This is a genomic window from Pseudomonas sp. FP2338, from assembly GCF_030687515.1.
Taxonomy (GTDB): Bacteria; Pseudomonadota; Gammaproteobacteria; order Pseudomonadales; family Pseudomonadaceae; genus Aquipseudomonas; species Aquipseudomonas salomonii.
The window spans coordinates 492,834-512,754 of the sequence record NZ_CP117436.1 but is presented as its reverse complement, the minus strand read 5'-3'; the positions used below and the strand labels follow the sequence as shown (position 1 = coordinate 512,754).

Below are 19,921 nucleotides of genomic sequence, written 5' to 3'. Positions count from 1 at the left end.
AAGGAGCCCTCGTGCCCACAGTTGAAATGGAACGTCGCCAGGTGGTGGTGATCGGTGCCGGGCCATCCGGCGCCATCGCCGCCGCGCTGTTAAAGCGCAACGGGCATGATGTATTGATTATCGAGCGCGAGCATTTCCCGCGCTTCTCGATTGGCGAAAGCCTGCTGTCGCACTGCATCGACTTTATCGAAGAGGCCGGCATGCTCGACGCCGTACAGGCAGCGGGCTTCCAGGTAAAAACCGGTGCGGCGTTCGCCTGGGGCGAGCGCTACAGTGCGTTTGATTTCGGTGACACCTTCAGCAACGGCAAGCCGACCACCTTCCAGGTGCAACGCGGCGAGTTCGACAAGTTGCTGGCCGATCAGGCGGCCTTGCAGGGCGTAGAGATTCGCTACGGCGAAAGCATCGTCGGCGTGGATTTCGCCGGCGAAAGCCGCTACCTGCATGTGCGCCGCGAGAACGGCAGCGAGTATCACCTCAAGGCCAAATTCGTGCTCGACGCCAGCGGCTACGGCCGTGTGTTGTCGCGCCTGCTGGACCTGGAAGCGCCGTCGAATTCCCCGGTGCGCCAGGCGGTGTTTACCCACGTTGAAGATCACATCACACACCCAGGTTTTGATCGCAGCAAAATCCTCGTCACCACTCACCCGACCCAGCGCGATATCTGGTTCTGGACCATCCCCTTCAGCAATGGTCGCTGCTCGGTGGGCGTGGTTGCAGCCAAGGAGCATTTCGACGGCCGCGACAGCGACCTCGACGCCTGCCTGCGCGGTTTCATCGCTGAGACGCCAAGCCTCGCCGGCGTGCTGCAAAACGCCGTGTGGGATACGCCCGCACGCACCCTCGGCGGCTATTCGGCCAACGTCAAAACCCTGCATGGCCCAGGCTTTGCGCTGCTGGGCAATGCGGCGGAGTTTCTCGACCCGGTGTTCTCTTCCGGCGTGACCATCGCCATGCGTTCGGCGAGCATGGCCGCAGGTGTGCTCAGCCGCCAACTCAAGGGTGAAACCGTCGACTGGCAAACCGAGTTCGCCGAGCCGCTCAAACGCGGGGTCGACACCTTCCGTTGCTATGTCGAAGGCTGGTATGCAGGCACCTTCCAGGACGTGATTTTTCACCCAGGCAGCTCACCGGAAATTCGCCGGATGATCAGTTCGATCCTCGCCGGTTACGCCTGGGATGAGCGCAACCCGTTTGTCAGCGAGCCCAAGCGGCGGCTGCGGATGCTGTCGGAAATTTGCGCGGGGGAGCCGGTATGAGTAGCCAATACCTGAGTAAAAACTACGTCGAAGAAACCAGGTTCGGCTTCTGGTTCCTGCGCAGCCACACCTGGCAGCACCACGTGTTGCGCGTGGCGATCAATGACCTGCGCAGCTTGTTCACCGACCCGCTGCCAGTGGCGCCGGTGTTGCTGGATGCCGGTTGCGGCCAGGGCAAGTCGTTCCAGTATTTGCAGCAGGTGTTCGCGCCACAGCGCCTGATCGGCCTGGATGCCGACCCGCACAGCCTGGAGCTGAGCCAGGCAGAAGCCAAGCGCCAAGGCTTGGCCATCGAGCTGATCGGCAGCGACTGCGCCACGCTCCAGGTGCCGGACGCAAGCGTCGACATCCTGTTCTGCCACCAGACCTTTCACCATCTGGTGGAACAGCATCGCGCCTTGAAAGAGTTCTATCGCGTACTCAAGCCGGGCGGCTATCTGCTGTTTGCCGAATCCACCGAAGCCTATATCGACACCTGGGTGATTCGCTGGCTGTTCCGCCACCCGATGCATGTGCAGAAGAGCGCTGAAGAATACCTGGAGATGCTGCGCGAGCAGGGTTTTGAGTTCGGCCCGCAGAACGTTTCGTACCCGTATTTGTGGTGGAGCCGCTCCAGCGATTTCGGCCTGCTGGAACGCTGGGGCCTGCGCAGCCCACCACCGGTTGGCCAGCGCGAAGAAACTCTGGTCAACTGCGTGGCGCGTAAACCTTTAGCGAGCGCCGAAACATGATTCGTCTGCTGTTGATGGGTTGCCTGTTGCTGCTGAGCGCCTGCGTCAGCCAGCCGCCGCTGCCCGAAAAAACCCCGGCCCTGGCCTTGCCCATGCAATTGCACGTGCAGCGCCGCGCCGACGGCCAAACCCAGGATTGGCTGCTGGTGATCCAGCGCGAAGGCGCGGCCATTCGTTGGTCGATGATGGACCCGTTGGGCATTCCCCAGGCCCGACAAAAGCTGATCAATGGCCAGTGGCAGGCCGACGGTTTGCTGCCGCCCAATCCCCAGGCGCGTGAGCTGTTTGCGGCGCTGTTGTTTGCGCTGACCTCGGCCGATGACGTGCCCACGCTGTACCCGCGTGCCCAAGCGATGGACCTGACGCGCACGCTGCCAGGGCATTGGCAAATCGTCTATCAGTCCTCCGAGGTGTTCAGCGTGAACATGGCGGGCCAACCGTTGAGCTATCGCATCACCCCACTGGGGGCGGCGCGATGACGGCTTACCTGAATGCCCTGGGCGTGATCTGCGCCCTGGGTCGCGGCCAGGCGCAAGTCAGCCGCAACCTGTTTGCCGGCGATTGCTCCGGCATGCGCGCCGAAAGCGGTTGGGTGCCAGAGCGCGTGCTGCCGGTGGGCGGTGTACGCAGTGAGCTGGTGGCAATCCCGGCTGAGCTACGCCCGCAGAGCAGCCGCAATAACCAATTGCTGCTGGAAGCGGCCGTGCAGATTAAAAGCGAGCTGCGCCAGGCGATCCACACCTACGGCGCTTCGCGGGTCGGCATTGTGCTGGGCACCAGCACCTCGGGCATCGATGAAGCCAGTCGCGGCATCGCGCATTACCTGCGTGGGCAGCAGTTCCCGGGTGACTATGACTACCAGCAACAGGAACTCAGCGCACCGGCGAATTTTCTCGCCGACTGGTTGCAGGTCAGCGGCCCGGCCTATGTGATTTCTACTGCCTGCACTTCCAGCGCCCGTGCGTTGATGAGCGCCCAGCGCCTGCTCGACCTGGGTGTGTGTGATGCGGTGATCTGCGGTGGCGTCGACAGCCTGTGCAAGCTGACGCTGAACGGCTTTACCGCGCTGGAAGCGGTCTCCAGCGAGCGTTGCAATCCGTTTTCGGTGAACCGCAACGGCATCAATATCGGCGAAGCGGCGGTGCTGTTTCTCATGACCAAAACACCTGCGCCGATTGCCTTGCTCGGCAGCGGCGCCAGTTGCGATGCGCACCATATCTCCGCGCCCGAGCCCACCGGCAAAGGTGCGTTGCAGGCGATGCGCAAGGCCTTGGCCAGTGCCAAACTTGAACCGGAACATATCGGTTACCTGAACCTGCACGGCACCGCAACCCAACACAACGACGCCATGGAAAGCCTGGCCGTCGCCAGCCTGTTTCCGCAAGGCGTAGCCTGTTCGTCGACCAAGCCCATGAGCGGCCACACCCTCGGTGCCGCAGGCGCGCTGGAAGCGGCGTTCTGCTGGTTGAGCCTGGTGCATGACCGCGTACCGCCGCATGTGTGGGACGGCCAAGCCGACCCGGCGCTGCCCGCGCTGCAGTGGGCACAGACCGGCGACACCTTGAAAAAACGCTGCCTGATGAGCAACTCGTTTGCCTTCGGTGGCAATAACGTCAGCCTGATAATCGCGGAGGCCCCATGATCGATTGGCCACTCGCCGAGCTGCTGCCCCACGCGGGCGACATGATCCTGATCGACCAGGTGCTGTCGTTCGATGAAGAGCAGGTTCACACCCGCGCTACCGTCAAGCCCGGCGGCCTGTTCAACCGGCCGGACGGCAGCCTGCCGGCCTGGGTCGGCATTGAGCTGATGGCGCAGAGCGTCGCCGCCTATGCCGGTTGCCGCGCGCGCCAAAATGGCGAGGCAGTGGAACTGGGTTTCCTGCTCGGCACACGCAAATTTGAATGCAACGTGGAGCACTTCCCGGCCGGTGCCGAGCTGCGCATCCACGGCCTGCGCTCGCTGGAAGACGACAACGGCATGGGTGTGTTCGAATGCCACTTGACCGGCGACGGTATCCAGGCCAGCGCACGCTTGAACGTATTTCGACCGCCCCAGGCGGCCAATTATTTAGAAGAACCGAAGGACGCAACGCCATGACTGAATCCGTACTGGTCACCGGCTCCAGCCGTGGCATCGGCCGCGCCATCGCCCTGCGCCTGGCCCAGGCCGGGCATGACATCGTGCTGCATTGCCGCAGTGGCCGCGCTGAAGCGGACGCGGTAAAAGTCGAGGTCCAGGCATTGGGCCGCAAGGCGCGGGTGCTGCAATTTGATGTGGCGGATCGCGCCAGCTGCAAGGAAATCCTTGAGGCCGACGTGGAGCAATATGGCGCCTATTACGGCGTGGTGCTCAACGCCGGCCTGACCCGCGACGGCGCTTTCCCGGCCCTCTCGGAAGACGATTGGGATGTGGTGATGCGCACCAACCTGGATGGTTTCTACAACGTGCTGCACCCGGTGATGATGCCGATGATTCGTCGTCGCGCGGCCGGGCGCATTGTGTGCATCACCTCGGTTTCCGGTTTGATCGGCAACCGTGGCCAGGTCAACTACAGCGCCTCCAAAGCCGGTTTGATCGGCGCGGCCAAGGCGCTGGCGATTGAACTAGGCAAGCGCAAGATCACCGTCAATTGCGTCGCCCCAGGCTTGATCGACACGGCGATGCTGGATGAAAACGTGCCGGTCGAAGAACTGATGAAGATGATCCCGGCGCAACGCATGGGCACCCCGGAAGAAGTCGCCGGTGCAGTGAACTTCCTGATGTCGGCCGAGGCCGGCTATATCACGCGCCAAGTGCTGGCCGTGAATGGGGGCTTGTGCTGATGAAGCGCGTCGTCGTCACCGGCATGGCCGGCATGACCTCCCTGGGCAGCGATTGGGATACCATCGCCGCCAACTTTCGCGCCAACCGCAGCGGCATCCGGCGCATGGATGAGTGGGACCGCTTTACCGAATTGAACACGCGCCTGGCCGGACCGATTGACGATTTTGTCGTGCCTGCGCACTGGACGCGCAAGCAACTGCGCAGCATGGGCCGCGTCTCTCGCCTGGCGGTATGGGCGGCGGAACAGGCGTTGCAGGATGCCGGGTTGCTCGGCGACGAATCGATCAAGGACGGGCGCATGGGCGTGGCCTGTGGCTCATCCACCGGCAGCACCGATGAGATCAAGGCGTTCGGCAATATGCTGCTGAACTCGGTGGCTGAGGGGCTGAATGCCAACTCCTATGTGCGCATGATGCCGCACACCACGGCGGCGAATATCAGCATCTTCTTTGGCCTCACCGGGCGGCTGATCCCGACCTCCAGCGCCTGCACCAGCGGCAGCCAGGGCATTGGTTACGCTTACGAGGCGATCAAGTTCGGCCGCTTGCCGTTGATGCTTGCCGGCGGCGCCGAAGAGCTATGCCCCACCGAAGCCATGGTGTTCGACGCGCTGTACGCCACCAGCCTGAAAAACGACGCGCCACAGACCAGCCCACGCCCTTACGACAGCGGCCGCGACGGCCTGGTGATCGGCGAAGGCGGCGGCATGCTGGTGCTCGAAGAACTGGAACACGCCCTGGCGCGCGGTGCGCATATCCACGCCGAGTTGGTGGGTTTCGGCAGCAACGCCGACGGCCAGCACACCACGCGCCCGGAGCAGAAAACCATGCGCCGCGCCATGGAGCTGGCACTGGAAGATGCCGGGCTTGAGCCATCCGCGATCGGCTACGTGAACGGCCACGGCACCGCCACCGACCAGGGCGACATCGCCGAGACGCTGGCCACCAGCAGCCTGTTCGGCAGCCGCATGCCGATCAGTTCGCAGAAGAGCTTTCTGGGCCACACCCTGGGCGCGTGCGGCGCGCTGGAGTCGTGGTTCAGCATCGAAATGATGAACCGCGACCAGTATGTGCACACCTTCAACCTGGATGCCGTCGACCCGCAATGCGGCGAACTGGACTACCTGCAAGGTGGGTTTCGCGAGATGCACAACGAGTATGTGATGAACAACAACTTTGCCTTTGGCGGCGTCAACACTTCGCTGATCTTTCGCCGCTGGTCCTGAACTTTTAATTGATTGGAGAAAACGGAATGTCTTCCTTGCTACGCGCCACCCTGATCACTCTGGCTCTGCTGACTACCGCCGGTTGCACCAACAAACCCGTGCTCAACACCCAGCACGATTTGCCGGTCACGGCCCAGCTCAGCGAAGAAAAAATCAAACAGGTGATCGTCGCGGCCCTGCAAAAACGCGAGTGGACCGTGCAACGCCTGAGCCCACAACTGGTGCAGGCCGAAATCACCGTGCGTAACCAATTCCACGCCGAAATCGATATCCGCTACACCCGCACCAGCTACGCCATCACCTACCGCGACAGCCGCGACCTGGGCTACAAGGACGGCAAGATTCATCGCAACTACAACCGCTGGGTGAGCATGCTGGATCGCGACATCATGGCGGGCTTGCAGAGTGCGGGTATGAATGGCGTGGATGCTTTGAAACAGAACTGAGGCTTTTCCGTTCTGTAGAAACGACAAAGGGCGCCTTTCGGCGCCCTCTTCACAAGCAAGTTGGCTTGTCATTGCCACTTCCTGCCCGGCTCTGCGATGGCTGGTTGCCCAGGATCCTCAGAGTCTCACAAGCCCCTTTCGGGAACCCGGCCAGTATGCCTGAAAATAGGTCGCCTGCAATCGGTGGCAAAGCGCCGCCTACCCTTCATTCTCTCCAGCGCAACACCAGCGCACTGCGCACCGCCACTTTTATCGCTAAAAACTGGTCACTGGTGAGCTCCGCGATTTTGTAAGTTCGTTTGCCATGACGGTCCTTGCTTTTGATTCGATCCAGTCGTCCCAGGCTTACGGTCGCCACTATGTCGCACTTCGCCCAGCAGACGGGATGTGCACCTTGAAGATGGCTGTCGAGCTGCAAATGATGCTCCAGCAGGGTTTGAGGTGCGGTCGTGCTCAGGGGCACTACGGTAACCAATAATTTATTGGTGCGATGCTTGCTTATCACAATGACGGGTCGAATCTTAATGATTTCCGGAACCTCATAGCCTCGGAAATCACAAATCAACACGCTGCCCTCCTTGGGCTGGTAGAGAAGTGCCATCCATTTCACTCGCTTTGAAAAGAGCGATTCTGCGCAACTTTCTCGCGAATAACTAAGCCGGTTGCGTTACCTGATATGTGACGCTGCCTACGCCACTGCCTGGCGCGTCAGCAACTCCACAAAGGCCTTGGCCATCGGCGTTTGCGCCCCCTTGCGTTGCACCAGCCACACCGCCGTCACGGCCTCCCGATCGAGCAAGGTGCGATAGACCACGCCATCAATGCGGATGCGCTGGTAAGACGCCGGCAGCACCGATACCCCCAACCCCGCCGCCACCAGGCCGATGATGGTCATCGCCTCCCCGGCCTCCTGGGCGAAGTGCGGGCTGAAGCCGGCATCGCGGGCCAGGTTGAGCAACTGAGCGTAGAGGCCGCTGCCGTAGGTGCGCGGGAAAAATACAAATGGCTCCTCGGCCAGTTGCGCCAGGTGCAGGCCGCGCTCGCTGCCTTCCACCAACGGATGGCCAGCGTTCAATACCGCAACCAACGGCTCGCGCATCAACTCGATCACGCTTAGAGAATCCGGCAACGGCAGCGGGCGCATCAGGCCTACCTGAATCGACTCATCCACCAGCGACTCGGCCACCTCGGTGCTGCTCATTTCCTGCAAATTCAGGTGCACCGCAGGGAAGGCTTTACGAAACGCAAAGATCGCCTGTGGAATGCTGGCGTTGAATGGCGCCGACGAAGTGAAGCCGATCTTAAGTTCGCCTAACTCCCCCAGTTGCGCGCGGCGCGCCACATCAGCGGCTTTATCCACTTGCGCCAACACCAAACGCGCCTCGTGCAGGAATAACCGGCCCGCTTCGCTCAACTCCACCCGACGGTTGGTACGCTCAAACAAGCGTGCGCCCACTTCCTGTTCCAGCGCCTGGATCTGCTGGCTCAACGGCGGTTGAGAGATGCCCAGCACCTGCGCGGCGCGGCCAAAATGCAGCTCTTCGGCGACGGCAATGAAGTACCGCAAGTGACGCAATTCCATGCAAACCTCATTAGGTCGTAAAAGCTCTTAAACAGGTCGAACAATATATTGGAAAGAATCATTAGGCAGCTATATTCTTTTTCGTATTGCCAGTCCTGGCAGGCTTTTCCTCCCCGAGGTCCCCGTGAAATCTGCTGTCGCGCCATTCGCTCAAGAAGTCCCGCCTACCGCTTTGGATGAGGTGGTCGCTCAGCTCAATGACGAGTACATCGAAAAAGGCACGCCGATGTTCATGCGCACGGTGCTGGCGCTGTTCTCCGGCGGGTTTGCCACCTTTGCCCTGCTGTACTGCGTGCAGCCGATGATGCCGGCGCTGTCCCACGAGTTTTCCATCAATGCGGCGCAAAGCAGCCTGATCCTTTCTGTTGCTACGGCGATGCTGGCGCTGGGGCTGCTGATCACCGGGCCGATTTCCGACCGCTTGGGGCGCAAGCCGGTGATGGTTTCAGCCCTGTTCTGTGCCGCGCTGGCCACCATCGCAAGCGGCTTGATGCCGACCTGGGAAGGTATTCTGCTGATGCGTGCGCTGGTGGGCTTGTCGCTAAGCGGCCTGGCCGCCGTGGCGATGACGTACCTGAGTGAAGAGATCCACCCTCAGCACATTGGCTTGGCCATGGGCCTGTACATCGGCGGCAACGCGATTGGCGGCATGAGCGGGCGCCTGATCATCGGCGTGTTGATCGACTTTGTCAGCTGGCACACCGCAATGCTGATCATCGGCGCGCTGGCGCTGATCGCGGCCACGGTGTTCTGGAAAATCCTCCCCGAATCGCGCAACTTCCGCGCCAGCAGCCTCAAGCCGCGCAACCTGGTGGACGGTTTTGTCATGCACTTCAAGGACGCCGGCCTGCCGTGGCTGTTCCTCGAAGCCTTCCTGTTGATGGGCGCGTTCGTGACGATGTTCAACTACATCGGCTATCGCCTGCTGGCCTCGCCTTATGAGCTGAGCCAGGCGGTGGTCGGCCTGTTGTCGCTGGTGTACCTGTCGGGTATCTACAGCTCGGCGAAAATCGGCTCCCTGGCTGACCGTCTCGGCCGCCGTCGCGTGCTGTGGGGCACGATTGTGCTGATGCTTGCGGGCATGGTGCTGACCTTGTTCACGCCGCTGTGGCTGGTGGTGCCGGGCATGCTGATCTTCACCTTCGGCTTCTTCGGCGCGCATTCGGTGGCCAGCAGCTGGATTGGGCGGCGGGCGGTGAAGGCCAAAGGGCAGGCGTCGTCGCTGTACCTGTTCTGCTACTACGTCGGATCGAGTATCGCGGGGACGGCGGGCGGGTTCTTCTGGCACTTTGCCGGGTGGAACGGGATTGGCGGGTTTATCGTGGCGTTGCTGATGGGTGCGCTGCTGGTGGCGCTGAAGCTGGCGAAATTGCCGCCGCTGAGAAATGTTCAAGCCTGATGCAACACTGCTTTTAATGTGGGTGCGGGCTTGCTCGCGAATGCGGAGTGTCAGTCGAAAAATTCTTCACTGAATCACCGCATTCGCGAGCAAGCCCGCTCCCACATTTGGTTTACGTTTTTATTCGTGGTATTGCGCCGACAGCTCATGCACCGCACGCAGGAACGCACCCGCATGCTCCGGGTTCACTTCTGGCGTGATGCCATGGCCGAGGTTGAACACGTGGCCGCTGCCCTTGCCATAGCTGGCCAGGATGCGGCCAACTTCGGTGCGGATCGCTTCCGGTTTGGCGTAGAGCACGGTCGGGTCCATGTTGCCTTGCAGCGCGACCTGGTTGCCGACGCGACGGCGGGCTTCGCCCAGGTCGCAGGTCCAGTCCAGGCCCAGTGCATCGGCACCGGCATCAGCAATGCTTTCCAGCCACAGGCCGCCGCCTTTGGTGAACATGATCACCGGCACTTTGCGACCTTCGTGTTCGCGGATCAGGCCGCTGACGATTTTGCGCATGTAGGCCAGGGAGAACTCCTGGTACGCCGCCGACGACAGGTTGCCGCCCCAGGTGTCGAAGATCTGCACCGCTTGCGCGCCAGCCATGATCTGGCCATTGAGGTAGCTGGTAACCGACTGCGCCAGCTTGTCCAGCAACAGGTGCATGGCTTGCGGGTTGTCGTAGAGCATGGCCTTGGTTTTGCGGAAGTCTTTCGACGAACCGCCTTCGACCATGTAGGTGGCCAGGGTCCACGGGCTGCCGGAGAAGCCGATCAGCGGCACGCGGCCGTTAAGCTCGCGGCGGATGGTGCTCACAGCGTCCATCACGTAGCCGAGGTCTTTGTGCGGGTCCGGGATCGGCAGGGCTTCGATATCAGCCAGGGTGCTGACGACTTTTTTGAAACGCGGGCCTTCGCCGGTTTCAAAATACAGGCCTTGGCCCATGGCGTCAGGGATGGTGAGGATGTCGGAGAAGAGGATGGCCGCATCCAGTTGTGGGTAGCGGTCCAGCGGCTGCAGGGTGACTTCGCAGGCGAACTCCGGGTTCATGCACAAGCTCATGAAGTCGCCGGCATTGGCGCGACTGGCGCGGTATTCCGGCAGGTAGCGACCGGCCTGACGCATCATCCACACGGGCGTGACGTCTACGGGTTGCTTGAGCAGGGCACGAAGGAAACGGTCGTTCTTGAGGGCAGTCATGTCGGCATCCGCAAAAAAAGTGCGGGCATTTTCTCAGAGCGCGACGCAAAAGGCACGGAGTGAGCCGTGCCTTTTGTCTATCGGGTCAATTTGTCGCAATGTCTTGCGGTATGACAGACACCACCAAACCCTATCTGGAATGGGGTTTGTGTGGGAGCTGGCTTGCCTGCGATGACAGTAGTGAATTCACCACCGCTATCGCAGGCAAGCCAGCTCCCACAGTTGACCGTGTTTCAAATCAGACTTGCAGGTAATCCAGGATCCCTTCGGCAGCGTTGCGGCCTTCGAAGATCGCGGTCACTACCAGGTCAGAGCCGCGCACCATATCGCCACCGGCGAAGATTTTCGGGTTGCTGGTCTGGTGCTTGTACTGGCCTTGCTCCGGGGCTACCACGCGGCCCTGGCTGTCGGTCTGGATTTCGAACTGCTCGAACCACGGCGCCGGGCTTGGGCGGAAACCGAAGGCGATAACCACGGCATCAGCCGGGATGATCTCTTCGGAGCCCGGGATCGGCTCGGGGCTGCGACGGCCACGGGCGTCCGGTTCGCCGAGACGGGTCTCGACCACCTTCACGCCTTCGACACGGTCTTCACCGACGATGGCGATCGGCTGGCGGTTGTAGAGGAATTTCACGCCTTCTTCCTTGGCGTTCTTCACCTCTTTGCGCGAGCCGGGCATGTTGGCTTCGTCACGGCGATAAGCACAGGTCACCGACTTGGCGCCCTGGCGGATCGAGGTGCGGTTGCAGTCCATCGCGGTGTCACCACCGCCCAGCACCACGACCTTCTTGCCTTTCATGTCGACGAAATCTTCCGGCGACTTTTCAAAGCCCAGGTTGCGGTTGACGTTGGCAATCAGGAAGTCGAGCGCGTCATACACGCCCGGCAGGTCCTCACCGGCAAAGCCGCCCTTCATGTAGGTGTAGGTGCCCATGCCCATGAACACGGCGTCGTATTCGGCGAGCAGTTGCTCCATGGTGATGTCTTTGCCGATTTCGGTATTGAGACGGAACTCGATACCCATGCCGGTGAAGACTTCACGACGGTGGCTCAGCACGGTTTTTTCCAGCTTGAACTCGGGGATGCCAAAGGTCAGCAGGCCGCCGATTTCCGGGTTCTTGTCGAACACCACCGGGGTCACGCCGCCACGCACCAGCACGTCGGCACAGCCCAGGCCCGCCGGGCCTGCGCCGATGATCGCAACGCGCTTGCCGGTCGGCTTGACCTTGGACATGTCCGGGCGCCAGCCCATGGCGAACGCGGTGTCGGTGATGTACTTCTCGACCGAACCGATGGTCACCGCGCCGAAGCCGTCGTTGAGGGTGCAGGCACCCTCGCACAGACGGTCTTGGGGACAAACCCTGCCGCAGACTTCCGGCAGGGTGTTGGTCTGGTGCGACAGTTCGGCGGCGGCGAGGATGTTGCCCTCGGCCACCAGCTTGAGCCAGTTGGGAATGAAGTTGTGCACCGGGCACTTCCATTCGCAATACGGGTTACCGCAACCCAGGCAGCGGTGGGCCTGGTCGGCCGAGTGCTGGGGTTTGAAGGGTTCGTAGATTTCCACGAACTCTTTCTTGCGTTGACGCAACAGTTTCTTCTTCGGATCTTTGCGCCCGACATCGATGAACTGGAAGTCGTTATTCAGACGTTCAGCCATGTTAAAACCTCATCAAACTCTTCAGGCGCATATCACTGCGGGTTGGCACGGATGCTGGAAAGCAACGATTTCAGGTTGGCAGCCTTGGGCTTGACCAGCCAGAAACGACGCAGGTAATCATCGAGGTTTTCGGCGAGGTTACGGCCCCATTCGCTGCCGGTCTCCTCGACGTACTCGTCCAGCACGTGCTGCAAGTGGTTCCGGTAGGATTCCATGGCTTCGCCGCTGATCCGCTGGATCTCGACCAACTCGTGGTTGACCTTGTCGACGAAGGTGTTGTCCTGGTCGAGCACGTAGGCGAAACCGCCGGTCATGCCCGAACCGAAGTTGTAACCGGTCTTGCCCAGTACCGCGACAAAGCCACCGGTCATGTACTCGCAGCAGTGATCGCCAGTGCCTTCCACCACGGTGTGGGCACCGGAGTTACGCACGGCGAAACGCTCACCGGCGGTCCCTGCGGCAAACAGCTTGCCACCGGTGGCACCGTACAAGCAGGTGTTGCCGATGATGGCACTGTCCTGGGTCTTGTAGATGCTGCCTTTAGGCGGAACGATCACCAGCTTGCCGCCGGTCATGCCCTTGCCCACGTAGTCGTTGGCGTCGCCTTCCAGGTACATGTGCAGGCCACCGGCGTTCCACACGCCAAAGCTCTGGCCGGCAGTGCCGTTGAAGCGGAAGGTGATCGGCGCTTTCGCCATGCCTTGGTTACCGTGCGCGCGCGCGATTTCGCCGGAGATGCGTGCGCCGATCGAACGGTCGCAGTTGCAGATATCCAGGGCAAAGTCGCCACCGCTGGCGTCATTGATCGAGGAACTGGCCATTTCGACCATCTTCTCGGCCAACAGGCCTTTATCGAACGGCGGGTTGCGGTCCACCTGGCAGAATTGAGGCTTGTCTGCCGGGATGTGATCGCTGCCCAACAGCGGCGTCAGGTCCAGGTGCTGTTGCTTGGCGGTCTGGCCTTCGAGGATGTCGAGCAAGTCGGTACGGCCGATCAGCTCTTCCAGCGAACGCACGCCCAGCTTGGCCAGCCACTCACGGGTCTCTTCGGCGACGTAGGTGAAGAAGTTCACCACCATGTCGACGGTGCCGATGTAGTGATCCTTGCGCAGCTTCTCGTTCTGAGTGGCCACGCCGGTGGCGCAGTTGTTCAGGTGGCAGATGCGCAGGTATTTGCAGCCCAGGGCGATCATGGGCGCGGTGCCGAAGCCGAAGCTTTCGGCGCCGAGGATCGCGGCCTTGATTACGTCGAGGCCGGTTTTCAGGCCGCCATCGGTCTGCACCCGTACCTTGCCGCGCAGGTCGTTGCCGCGCAGGGTCTGGTGGGTTTCGGCCAGGCCGAGTTCCCAAGGTGCGCCGGCGTACTTGATCGAGGTCAGCGGCGAAGCACCGGTGCCGCCGTCATAGCCGGAGATGGTGATCAGGTCGGCATAGGCCTTGGCCACGCCGGCGGCGATGGTGCCGACGCCAGCTTCTGCTACCAGTTTCACCGAAACCAGCGCCTGCGGGTTGACTTGTTTCAAGTCGAAAATCAGCTGCGACAAGTCTTCAATCGAGTAGATGTCGTGGTGCGGCGGTGGCGAAATCAGGGTGACGCCAGGCACTGCGTAACGCAGCTTGGCGATCAGACCGTTGACCTTGCCGCCTGGCAGCTGGCCGCCTTCACCGGGCTTGGCGCCCTGGGCGACTTTGATCTGCAGCACTTCGGCGTTGACCAGGTATTCCGGGGTTACACCGAAACGACCAGTGGCAACTTGCTTGATTTTCGAGCTCTTGATGGTGCCGTAGCGCGCCGGGTCTTCGCCGCCTTCGCCGGAGTTGGAACGCGCACCCAGGCGGTTCATGGCTTCGGCCAGGGCTTCGTGGGCTTCAGGCGACAAAGCGCCCAAAGAGATACCGGCGGAGTCGAAGCGCTTGAGGATCGATTCCAATGGCTCGATTTCGCTGATGGCCAACGGCGTATCCAGGGTTTTCACCTTGAACAAATCGCGGATCATCGACACCGGGCGGTTATCCACCAGCGCGGTGTATTCCTTGAACTTGGCGTAGTCGCCCTGCTGCACAGCGGCTTGCAGGGTGCTGACCACGTCCGGGTTGTACGCGTGGTATTCGCCACCGTGCACGAACTTGAGCAGGCCGCCTTGCTGGATCGGCTTGCGCGCACTCCAGGCTTCGGCTGCCAGGGCTTTTTGCTCGGCTTCGATGTCGACGAAGCGTGCGCCCTTGATGCGGCTTGGCACACCACGGAAGCTCAGCTCGCAGACTTCTTCGGACAGGCCGATGGCTTCGAACAGCTGTGCCCCGCGGTAGGACGTGACGGTGGAGATGCCCATCTTCGACAGGATCTTCAACAGGCCCTTGGTGATGCCCTTACGGTAGTTCTTGAACACCTCATAGAGGTCGCCCAGCACTTCACCGGTACGGATCAAGTCGCCGAGCACTTCGTAGGCCAGGAACGGGTACACCGCCGAGGCGCCGAAGCCGATCAACACCGCAAAGTGGTGCGGGTCACGGGCAGTGGCGGTTTCCACAAGGATGTTGGAGTCGCAACGCAGGCCTTTTTCGGTCAGGCGGTGATGCACCGCGCCGGTGGCCAAGGAGGCGTGGATCGGCAACTTGCCTGGGGCGATGTGACGGTCGGTCAGCACGATCTGGGTACGACCGGCGCGCACAGCTTCTTCAGCCTGATCGGCGACGTTGCGCACAGCGGCTTCAAGGCCGAGGCTCTCGTCGTAGTTCAGGTCGATGACCTGGCGGTCGAAGCCTGGGCGATCCAGGGTCATCAACGAGCGCCATTTAGCCGGAGAAACGACCGGCGAGCTGAGGATCACACGGGAGGCGTGCTCAGGCGATTCCTGGAAGATGTTGCGCTCGGCACCGAGGCACACTTCCAACGACATCACGATGGCTTCGCGCAGCGGGTCGATCGGCGGGTTGGTGACCTGCGCAAACTGCTGACGGAAATAGTCGTAGGGCGTGCGCACGCGCTGGGACAGCACGGCCATTGGCGTGTCATCGCCCATGGAGCCGACCGCCTCATAGCCTTGCTCGCCGAGTGGACGCAGCACTTGGTCGCGCTCTTCGAACGTGACCTGGTACATCTTCATGTACTGCTTGAGCTGGTCGACGTCGTAGAAAGCCGAACCGTGGTCGTTGTCTTCCATGGTCGCCTGGATGCGCAGGGCGTTCTTGCGCAGCCATTGCTTGTACGGGTGACGCGACTTCAAGCGGTTGTCGATGGCGTCGGTGTCGAGGATCTGCCCGGTTTCAGTGTCCACGGCCAGGATCTGGCCTGGGCCTACACGGCCTTTGGCGATCACGTCTTCAGGCTTGTAGTCCCACACGCCGATTTCCGACGCCAGGGTGATAAAACCGTTGGTGGTGGTGACCCAACGCGCCGGGCGCAGGCCGTTACGATCGAGCAGGCACACCGCGTAGCGGCCATCGGTCATGACCACGCCAGCCGGGCCGTCCCACGGCTCCATGTGCATCGAGTTGTACTCGTAGAATGCACGCAGGTCCGGGTCCATGGTCTCGACGTTCTGCCACGCAGGCGGAATGATCATGCGCACGCCACGGAACAGGTCAATGCCGCCGGTGACCATCAGTTCGAGCATGTTGTCCATGCTGGAGGAGTCGGAACCCACGCGGTTAACCAGCGGGCCGAGCTCTTCGAGGTCCATCAAATCGTTGGCGAACTTGGTGCGACGGGCCACGGCCCAGTTGCGGTTGCCGGTGATGGTGTTGATCTCGCCGTTGTGGGCGAGGAAGCGGAATGGCTGAGCCAGCGGCCATTTCGGCAGGGTGTTGGTGGAGAAGCGCTGGTGGAACACGCAGATTGCGGTTTGCAGGCGCTCGTCGCTCAGGTCCGGATAGAAGGCGGTCAGATCCGCCGGCATCATCAGGCCTTTATAAATGATGGTCTTGTGCGAAAAGCTGCAGATGTAGTGGTCGGTGTCAGCGGCGTTGGAGACCGACGAACGACGACGCGACGTGAACAACTTGATCGCCATGTCCTGATCGCTGAGGCCATCGCCTGCGATGAACACTTGTTCGATCTGCGGCAGGCGCTCCAGGGCCAGGCGGCCGAGCACACTGGTGTCGATCGGCACTTTGCGCCAGCCAACCAGTTGCAGGCCGGCGGCCATGATCTCGCGGTTCATGTTCTCGCGAGCGGCTTCGGCTTTTACCGGGTCCTGGTTGAAAAACACCATGCCCACGGCGTACTGCTTGGGCAGGTCGACCGCAAATTGCTGTTTTGCGACAGCGCGCAGGAACTGGTCGGGCTTTTGAATCAGCAAGCCGCAACCGTCACCGGTCTTGCCGTCGGCGTTGATCCCACCGCGGTGGGTCATGCAGGTCAGGGCCTCGATGGCCGTTTGCAAAAGGGTATGACTGGGCTCGCCCTGCATGTGGGCTATCAGGCCGAAACCGCAGTTATCCTTGAATTCATCGGGTTGGTACAGACCTGCTTTCATAGACACTTTCTCACCAGGCTGCCTCTTTTACCGAGGCAAATTTCTTTTCAATTCAACCGGTTACCTTCCACGCCGAACGTACGCCGGCTTAGCGGGGGCAAAAGGGAGGTCATTGTACACACCGACACGAACGCTCACAAATTTAGCGACGAAATGTCGCAAATCTATGTCGCATTTATGAAAGGTTTAAAGCGATATGCTGTGCTAGTCAAAACTTTTTTAATTCTGACCGCTACGACTCAAAAGCTACGTGACGCAGACACCACAAAGCGCGCGGCCTTCAGGGCTGCACGCTGTATTGTTTTTTTTGAGGTGCTGAGAGAGCGGCCTGGGTAAGGCCGCCGGGTCTTCAGCGAGCTGTTGCGAGTTCTTGTTGAACGCTGCCGACAGTGCGAGGCCAAGGTTTACCAGCCTGGACCTTCGCTGGCAAGGCTTTGATCGCAGAATCAGCTGCGGCACGGCTTGGGAAGCTGCCGTAGGTGATCACGTAGAGAGGCTTGCCGTTGAGCACTTTCTTGAAATAACGGTACTGGCCGCCCTGCTCTTTCACAAACGCCTGGGCGTTGGCTTCGGAGCTGGTGCCCAGGATCTGCACCACAAAATTACCCGTTGGCTGGCTGGTGTACCAGCTGCTGCCGGCGGCGGCAGGCGCAGCGGCCTTGGCAACAGCGGCAGGTTTTTCAGCAGGCTTGGCGGCCGGTGCCGGCTTGGCCACTGGCGCAGGCGCGACAGGTTTGGCAACCGGGGCTGGCTTGGCGGTAGCAACGGTCGGCGTCGGCGTCGGCGTCGGCTTGGCCACAGGAGCGGCTGCCGGGCCAGCCGGAACGCCGGCAGGCGGTGCGGTGGTGGTCACAGTCGGTGGCGTGGCGCTGGAGCCTTCCACCGGCACACCATCGTCACCTTCGGAGATACCACCGGCGGCTTCAGCCAGCGGGCCGCGCATGACCGGCTGGCCGACCATCGGCAGGTTGGTCGGTTGGCCGGAGTTGGCGAATTCGACATTTGGCGTGGGCTTGCCCAGTGGCAACTGCGCCTGTTCGGTTGGCGCGCCTGCGGTGGCGGGTGCCTTGCTGCGACCCGGGATCAACCAGGCAGCAGCGACAGCGACCACGACAACGGCAGAAATCGCCAATACGTGCTTCTTAGGCATAGTAAACCCCATCTTTGGACGCTTAACCGCAGAGCGGCTGGCAATCATGGCTTCGATCAAGGCATCGCGGGCAACCTGGTTGATGGTGCCAGGCCAGCCGCCTGCGCTTTCGTGAATATCAGAGATCTGATTTGCCGTGAAAAGTTCGATACCGGCACCGGCGCCTTCGAGGCGTTGAGCCAGGTATTCGCGGGTTTCTTCCTCTTCGTAAGGCTGCAGTTCGATGACGTGGAACAGCTCCTGCTCGCCACTGATCTGCTCCAGATCAGCGATCAGCGACGACTCGCCAAACAGGAACACATGCGGGCGACCTTCCGGCGTACCGGCAGCCAGCGCCAGCAGCGCCTCCAGGGCAGATTCGTCGAGCTGCTCGGCATCGTCCACCAGCAGGTAGACTTCCTGGCCGGTGAGACCCAACTGCACAACCTGCTTGAGGATCGCGTTCGGCTCGGCATTGGCAACGTTCAGCGCCTGGGCCACTTGGCGCAGTACACCGGCCGCATCACCGGCACCACGGGCCGACACCACCACGCTCTGTACCGATTGCTTGTTGGTGCTGGCAACCAGCGCCTGGCGCAGCAGGGTCTTGCCGCTGCCCAACGGGCCGGTCACTACCAGCAACAGTTGGCTGTAGCGCGCCAGGTGGTGCAACTGACCGAGCACCGGCTTGCGCTGGGCAGGGAAAAATTTGAAGCCCGGCACCCGTGGAGCAAAAGGGTCGTGGCTTAACTGGTAGTGGCCGAGGAACGCCTCGTCGGCATGCAAACTAGTCATCGGGATCTTATTAACCTTTAAGCTGGGCCAGGGCGCGGTAATCCGCTCCCAGCGTGGCCTGTAAAATCTCTTTCGGATAATCGTCGGTCACTACCGCTTCGCCCATATGGCGCAGCAGCACCAGTCGCAGGCGACCGTCGATCACTTTCTTGTCGATTGCCATATGTTCGAGGAAATCCGCCTCGGTCATCTCTTGCGGCGGAATAACCGGCAAACCGGCGCGCTGGAACAGATGGATGCCGCGATCTCGCTCCTGGGCGCTGATCCAGCCCAGGCGCTGCGACATCTCCAGTGCCATTACTGTGCCGGCCGCCACGGCTTCCCCGTGCAACCACACACCATAGCCCATGTGCGTTTCGATCGCATGGCCGAAGGTGTGGCCCAGGTTCAGGGTGGCACGCACACCGGACTCCCGTTCGTCGGCATTTACCACCAGCGCCTTGGCGGCGCATGAACGGGAAATCGCTTCGGTCAGTGCCACCTGGTCCAGGGCCCGCAGGGCGTCCATGTGTTCTTCGAGCCAAGTCAGAAACGGCTCGTCACAAATCAGCCCGTACTTGATGACCTCCGCCAGACCGGCCGACAGCTCGCGCGGCGGCAAGGTGTTGAGGGTCGCGGTGTCGATCAGTACGGCTTGTGGTTGGTAGAACGCACCCACCATGTTCTTGCCCAGCGGGTGGTTGATACCGGTCTTGCCGCCGACCGACGAATCGACCTGGGACAACAAGGTGGTCGGCACCTGGATAAAGTCCACACCGCGCTGGTAGCACGCTGCGGCAAAGCCGGCCATGTCGCCGATCACGCCGCCGCCCAGGGCGACCACCGTGGTACGTCGGTCATGCCGTGCAGTCAGCAGGCCGTCAAAGATCAGTTGCAGGGTTTCCCAGTTCTTGTGGGCCTCACCGTCAGGCAGGATCACCGAAATCACCGAGTAGGCCGCAAGGCTGCGGCTCAGACGCTCAAGATACAGCGGCGCGACCGTTTCATTGGAGATGATCGCCACTTGCCGACCGGCGATGTGCGGTGCGAGCAACTCGGGCAGGTCCAACAGACCTTCGCCAATATGGATTGGGTAGCTGCGCTCGCCTAGATCGACCTTAAGTGTCTGCATGTGTCCCCGCGTGAAGAAATATGTACGATCGGCAACGCTCGGAATTTCGTCGCCTGATGGCTCTGCGCCATACCCCGAAGGGTGATGGCGCGCCG

Annotated in this window: 16 protein-coding genes; 9 read left to right on the top strand and 7 right to left on the bottom strand. The window is 61.4% G+C overall.

Translation table 11 applies throughout. From position 1 onward, the window contains the following. The first annotated feature begins 11 nt into the window (after window positions 1-11). The 8 genes from PSH96_RS02185 to PSH96_RS02150 are packed head-to-tail and all read left to right on the top strand — an operon-like array spanning window position 12 to window position 6,487. Window positions 12-1,259 (top strand): NAD(P)/FAD-dependent oxidoreductase, encoded by a 1,248-nt coding sequence (locus PSH96_RS02185; protein WP_305457168.1) that lies wholly within the window; start codon window positions 12-14, stop codon window positions 1,257-1,259. Continuing rightward, a complete protein-coding gene (locus PSH96_RS02180; protein ID WP_065930745.1) occupies window positions 1,256-1,990 on the top strand; it encodes a class I SAM-dependent methyltransferase in 735 nt (244 codons plus the stop codon). The genes PSH96_RS02185 and PSH96_RS02180 overlap by 4 nt, the downstream gene beginning before the upstream one ends. Continuing rightward, on the top strand, window positions 1,987-2,469 hold the full coding sequence (locus PSH96_RS02175; protein WP_305457166.1) for a hypothetical protein: 483 nt from the start codon (window positions 1,987-1,989) through the stop codon (window positions 2,467-2,469). Before PSH96_RS02180 ends, PSH96_RS02175 begins: the two co-directional genes overlap by 4 nt. After that, on the top strand, window positions 2,466-3,632 hold the full coding sequence (locus PSH96_RS02170) for a beta-ketoacyl-[acyl-carrier-protein] synthase family protein (RefSeq protein WP_305457165.1): 1,167 nt from the start codon (window positions 2,466-2,468) through the stop codon (window positions 3,630-3,632). Before PSH96_RS02175 ends, PSH96_RS02170 begins: the two co-directional genes overlap by 4 nt. Then, a complete protein-coding gene (locus tag PSH96_RS02165; protein ID WP_056860605.1) occupies window positions 3,629-4,090 on the top strand; it encodes a hotdog family protein in 462 nt (153 codons plus the stop codon). Before PSH96_RS02170 ends, PSH96_RS02165 begins: the two co-directional genes overlap by 4 nt. Continuing rightward, on the top strand, window positions 4,087-4,815 hold the full coding sequence (gene fabG / locus PSH96_RS02160) for a 3-oxoacyl-ACP reductase FabG (RefSeq protein ID WP_305457162.1): 729 nt from the start codon (window positions 4,087-4,089) through the stop codon (window positions 4,813-4,815). Before PSH96_RS02165 ends, fabG begins: the two co-directional genes overlap by 4 nt. Further along, a complete protein-coding gene (locus PSH96_RS02155; RefSeq protein ID WP_305457160.1) occupies window positions 4,815-6,041 on the top strand; it encodes a beta-ketoacyl-ACP synthase in 1,227 nt (408 codons plus the stop codon). The genes fabG and PSH96_RS02155 overlap by 1 nt, the downstream gene beginning before the upstream one ends. Window positions 6,042-6,067: 26 nt before the next feature. After that, on the top strand, window positions 6,068-6,487 hold the full coding sequence (locus PSH96_RS02150) for a hypothetical protein (RefSeq protein WP_305457159.1): 420 nt from the start codon (window positions 6,068-6,070) through the stop codon (window positions 6,485-6,487). Window positions 6,488-6,692: 205 nt separating this feature from the next. Here PSH96_RS02150 and PSH96_RS02145 read toward each other — a convergent pair whose 3' ends face one another. Both PSH96_RS02145 and PSH96_RS02140 read right to left on the bottom strand, forming a co-directional pair. After that, window positions 6,693-7,088, bottom strand: a complete 396-nt coding sequence (locus PSH96_RS02145) for a type II toxin-antitoxin system PemK/MazF family toxin (RefSeq protein WP_305457158.1) — start codon at window positions 7,086-7,088, stop codon at window positions 6,693-6,695. Between the two features lie 87 nt (window positions 7,089-7,175). After that, window positions 7,176-8,069: a LysR family transcriptional regulator gene (locus PSH96_RS02140; RefSeq protein WP_305457156.1), complete on the bottom strand. Its 894-nt coding sequence runs from the start codon at window positions 8,067-8,069 to the stop codon at window positions 7,176-7,178. Window positions 8,070-8,241: 172 nt separating this feature from the next. Between PSH96_RS02140 and PSH96_RS02135 the strand changes: the two genes are divergently transcribed. Next, the gene (locus tag PSH96_RS02135; RefSeq protein WP_370694345.1) at window positions 8,242-9,468 is read left to right on the top strand and encodes an MFS transporter; all 1,227 of its coding nucleotides are present in this window, start codon (window positions 8,242-8,244) and stop codon (window positions 9,466-9,468) included. Window positions 9,469-9,588: 120 nt separating this feature from the next. Here PSH96_RS02135 and hemE read toward each other — a convergent pair whose 3' ends face one another. The 5 genes from hemE to aroB all read right to left on the bottom strand — a co-directional run bounded on the left by hemE (window position 9,589) and on the right by aroB (window position 19,826). After that, window positions 9,589-10,656: a uroporphyrinogen decarboxylase gene (hemE, locus tag PSH96_RS02130; protein WP_305457153.1), complete on the bottom strand. Its 1,068-nt coding sequence runs from the start codon at window positions 10,654-10,656 to the stop codon at window positions 9,589-9,591. 238 nt (window positions 10,657-10,894) lie between these two features. Continuing rightward, window positions 10,895-12,313: an FAD-dependent oxidoreductase gene (locus PSH96_RS02125; RefSeq protein WP_003187920.1), complete on the bottom strand. Its 1,419-nt coding sequence runs from the start codon at window positions 12,311-12,313 to the stop codon at window positions 10,895-10,897. A 32-nt stretch (window positions 12,314-12,345) separates the two neighbouring features. After that, window positions 12,346-16,791, bottom strand: coding sequence for a glutamate synthase large subunit (gltB, locus tag PSH96_RS02120; RefSeq protein ID WP_305457151.1), 4,446 nt, complete (start codon window positions 16,789-16,791; stop codon window positions 12,346-12,348). Between the two features lie 349 nt (window positions 16,792-17,140). Next, window positions 17,141-18,715 carry an AAA family ATPase gene (locus tag PSH96_RS02115; protein WP_305457149.1) on the bottom strand — a complete coding sequence of 525 codons (1,575 nt, stop codon included), beginning with the start codon at window positions 18,713-18,715 and terminating at the stop codon, window positions 17,141-17,143. A gap of 10 nt (window positions 18,716-18,725) precedes the next feature. Next, window positions 18,726-19,826, bottom strand: a complete 1,101-nt coding sequence (aroB, locus tag PSH96_RS02110) for a 3-dehydroquinate synthase (RefSeq protein WP_305457147.1) — start codon at window positions 19,824-19,826, stop codon at window positions 18,726-18,728. Between the last annotated feature and the right edge of the window lie 95 nt (window positions 19,827-19,921).

What these genes read in the sequence shown, in the direction of transcription:
- PSH96_RS02180 (WP_065930745.1), top strand. Translation starts at nt 1,256, where the DNA reads ATGAGTAGCCAATACCTGAGTAAAAACTACGTCGAAGAAACCAGGTTC.
- PSH96_RS02175 (WP_305457166.1), top strand. Translation starts at nt 1,987, where the DNA reads ATGATTCGTCTGCTGTTGATGGGTTGCCTGTTGCTGCTGAGCGCCTGC.
- PSH96_RS02170 (WP_305457165.1), top strand. Translation starts at nt 2,466, where the DNA reads ATGACGGCTTACCTGAATGCCCTGGGCGTGATCTGCGCCCTGGGTCGC.
- PSH96_RS02165 (WP_056860605.1), top strand. Translation starts at nt 3,629, where the DNA reads ATGATCGATTGGCCACTCGCCGAGCTGCTGCCCCACGCGGGCGACATG.
- fabG (WP_305457162.1), top strand. Translation starts at nt 4,087, where the DNA reads ATGACTGAATCCGTACTGGTCACCGGCTCCAGCCGTGGCATCGGCCGC.
- PSH96_RS02155 (WP_305457160.1), top strand. Translation starts at nt 4,815, where the DNA reads ATGAAGCGCGTCGTCGTCACCGGCATGGCCGGCATGACCTCCCTGGGC.
- PSH96_RS02150 (WP_305457159.1), top strand. Translation starts at nt 6,068, where the DNA reads ATGTCTTCCTTGCTACGCGCCACCCTGATCACTCTGGCTCTGCTGACT.
- PSH96_RS02145 (WP_305457158.1), bottom strand. Translation starts at nt 7,088, where the DNA reads ATGGCACTTCTCTACCAGCCCAAGGAGGGCAGCGTGTTGATTTGTGAT.
- PSH96_RS02140 (WP_305457156.1), bottom strand. Translation starts at nt 8,069, where the DNA reads ATGGAATTGCGTCACTTGCGGTACTTCATTGCCGTCGCCGAAGAGCTG.
- hemE (WP_305457153.1), bottom strand. Translation starts at nt 10,656, where the DNA reads ATGACTGCCCTCAAGAACGACCGTTTCCTTCGTGCCCTGCTCAAGCAA.
- PSH96_RS02125 (WP_003187920.1), bottom strand. Translation starts at nt 12,313, where the DNA reads ATGGCTGAACGTCTGAATAACGACTTCCAGTTCATCGATGTCGGGCGC.
- gltB (WP_305457151.1), bottom strand. Translation starts at nt 16,791, where the DNA reads ATGAAAGCAGGTCTGTACCAACCCGATGAATTCAAGGATAACTGCGGT.
- PSH96_RS02115 (WP_305457149.1), bottom strand. Translation starts at nt 18,715, where the DNA reads ATGACTAGTTTGCATGCCGACGAGGCGTTCCTCGGCCACTACCAGTTA.
- aroB (WP_305457147.1), bottom strand. Translation starts at nt 19,826, where the DNA reads ATGCAGACACTTAAGGTCGATCTAGGCGAGCGCAGCTACCCAATCCAT.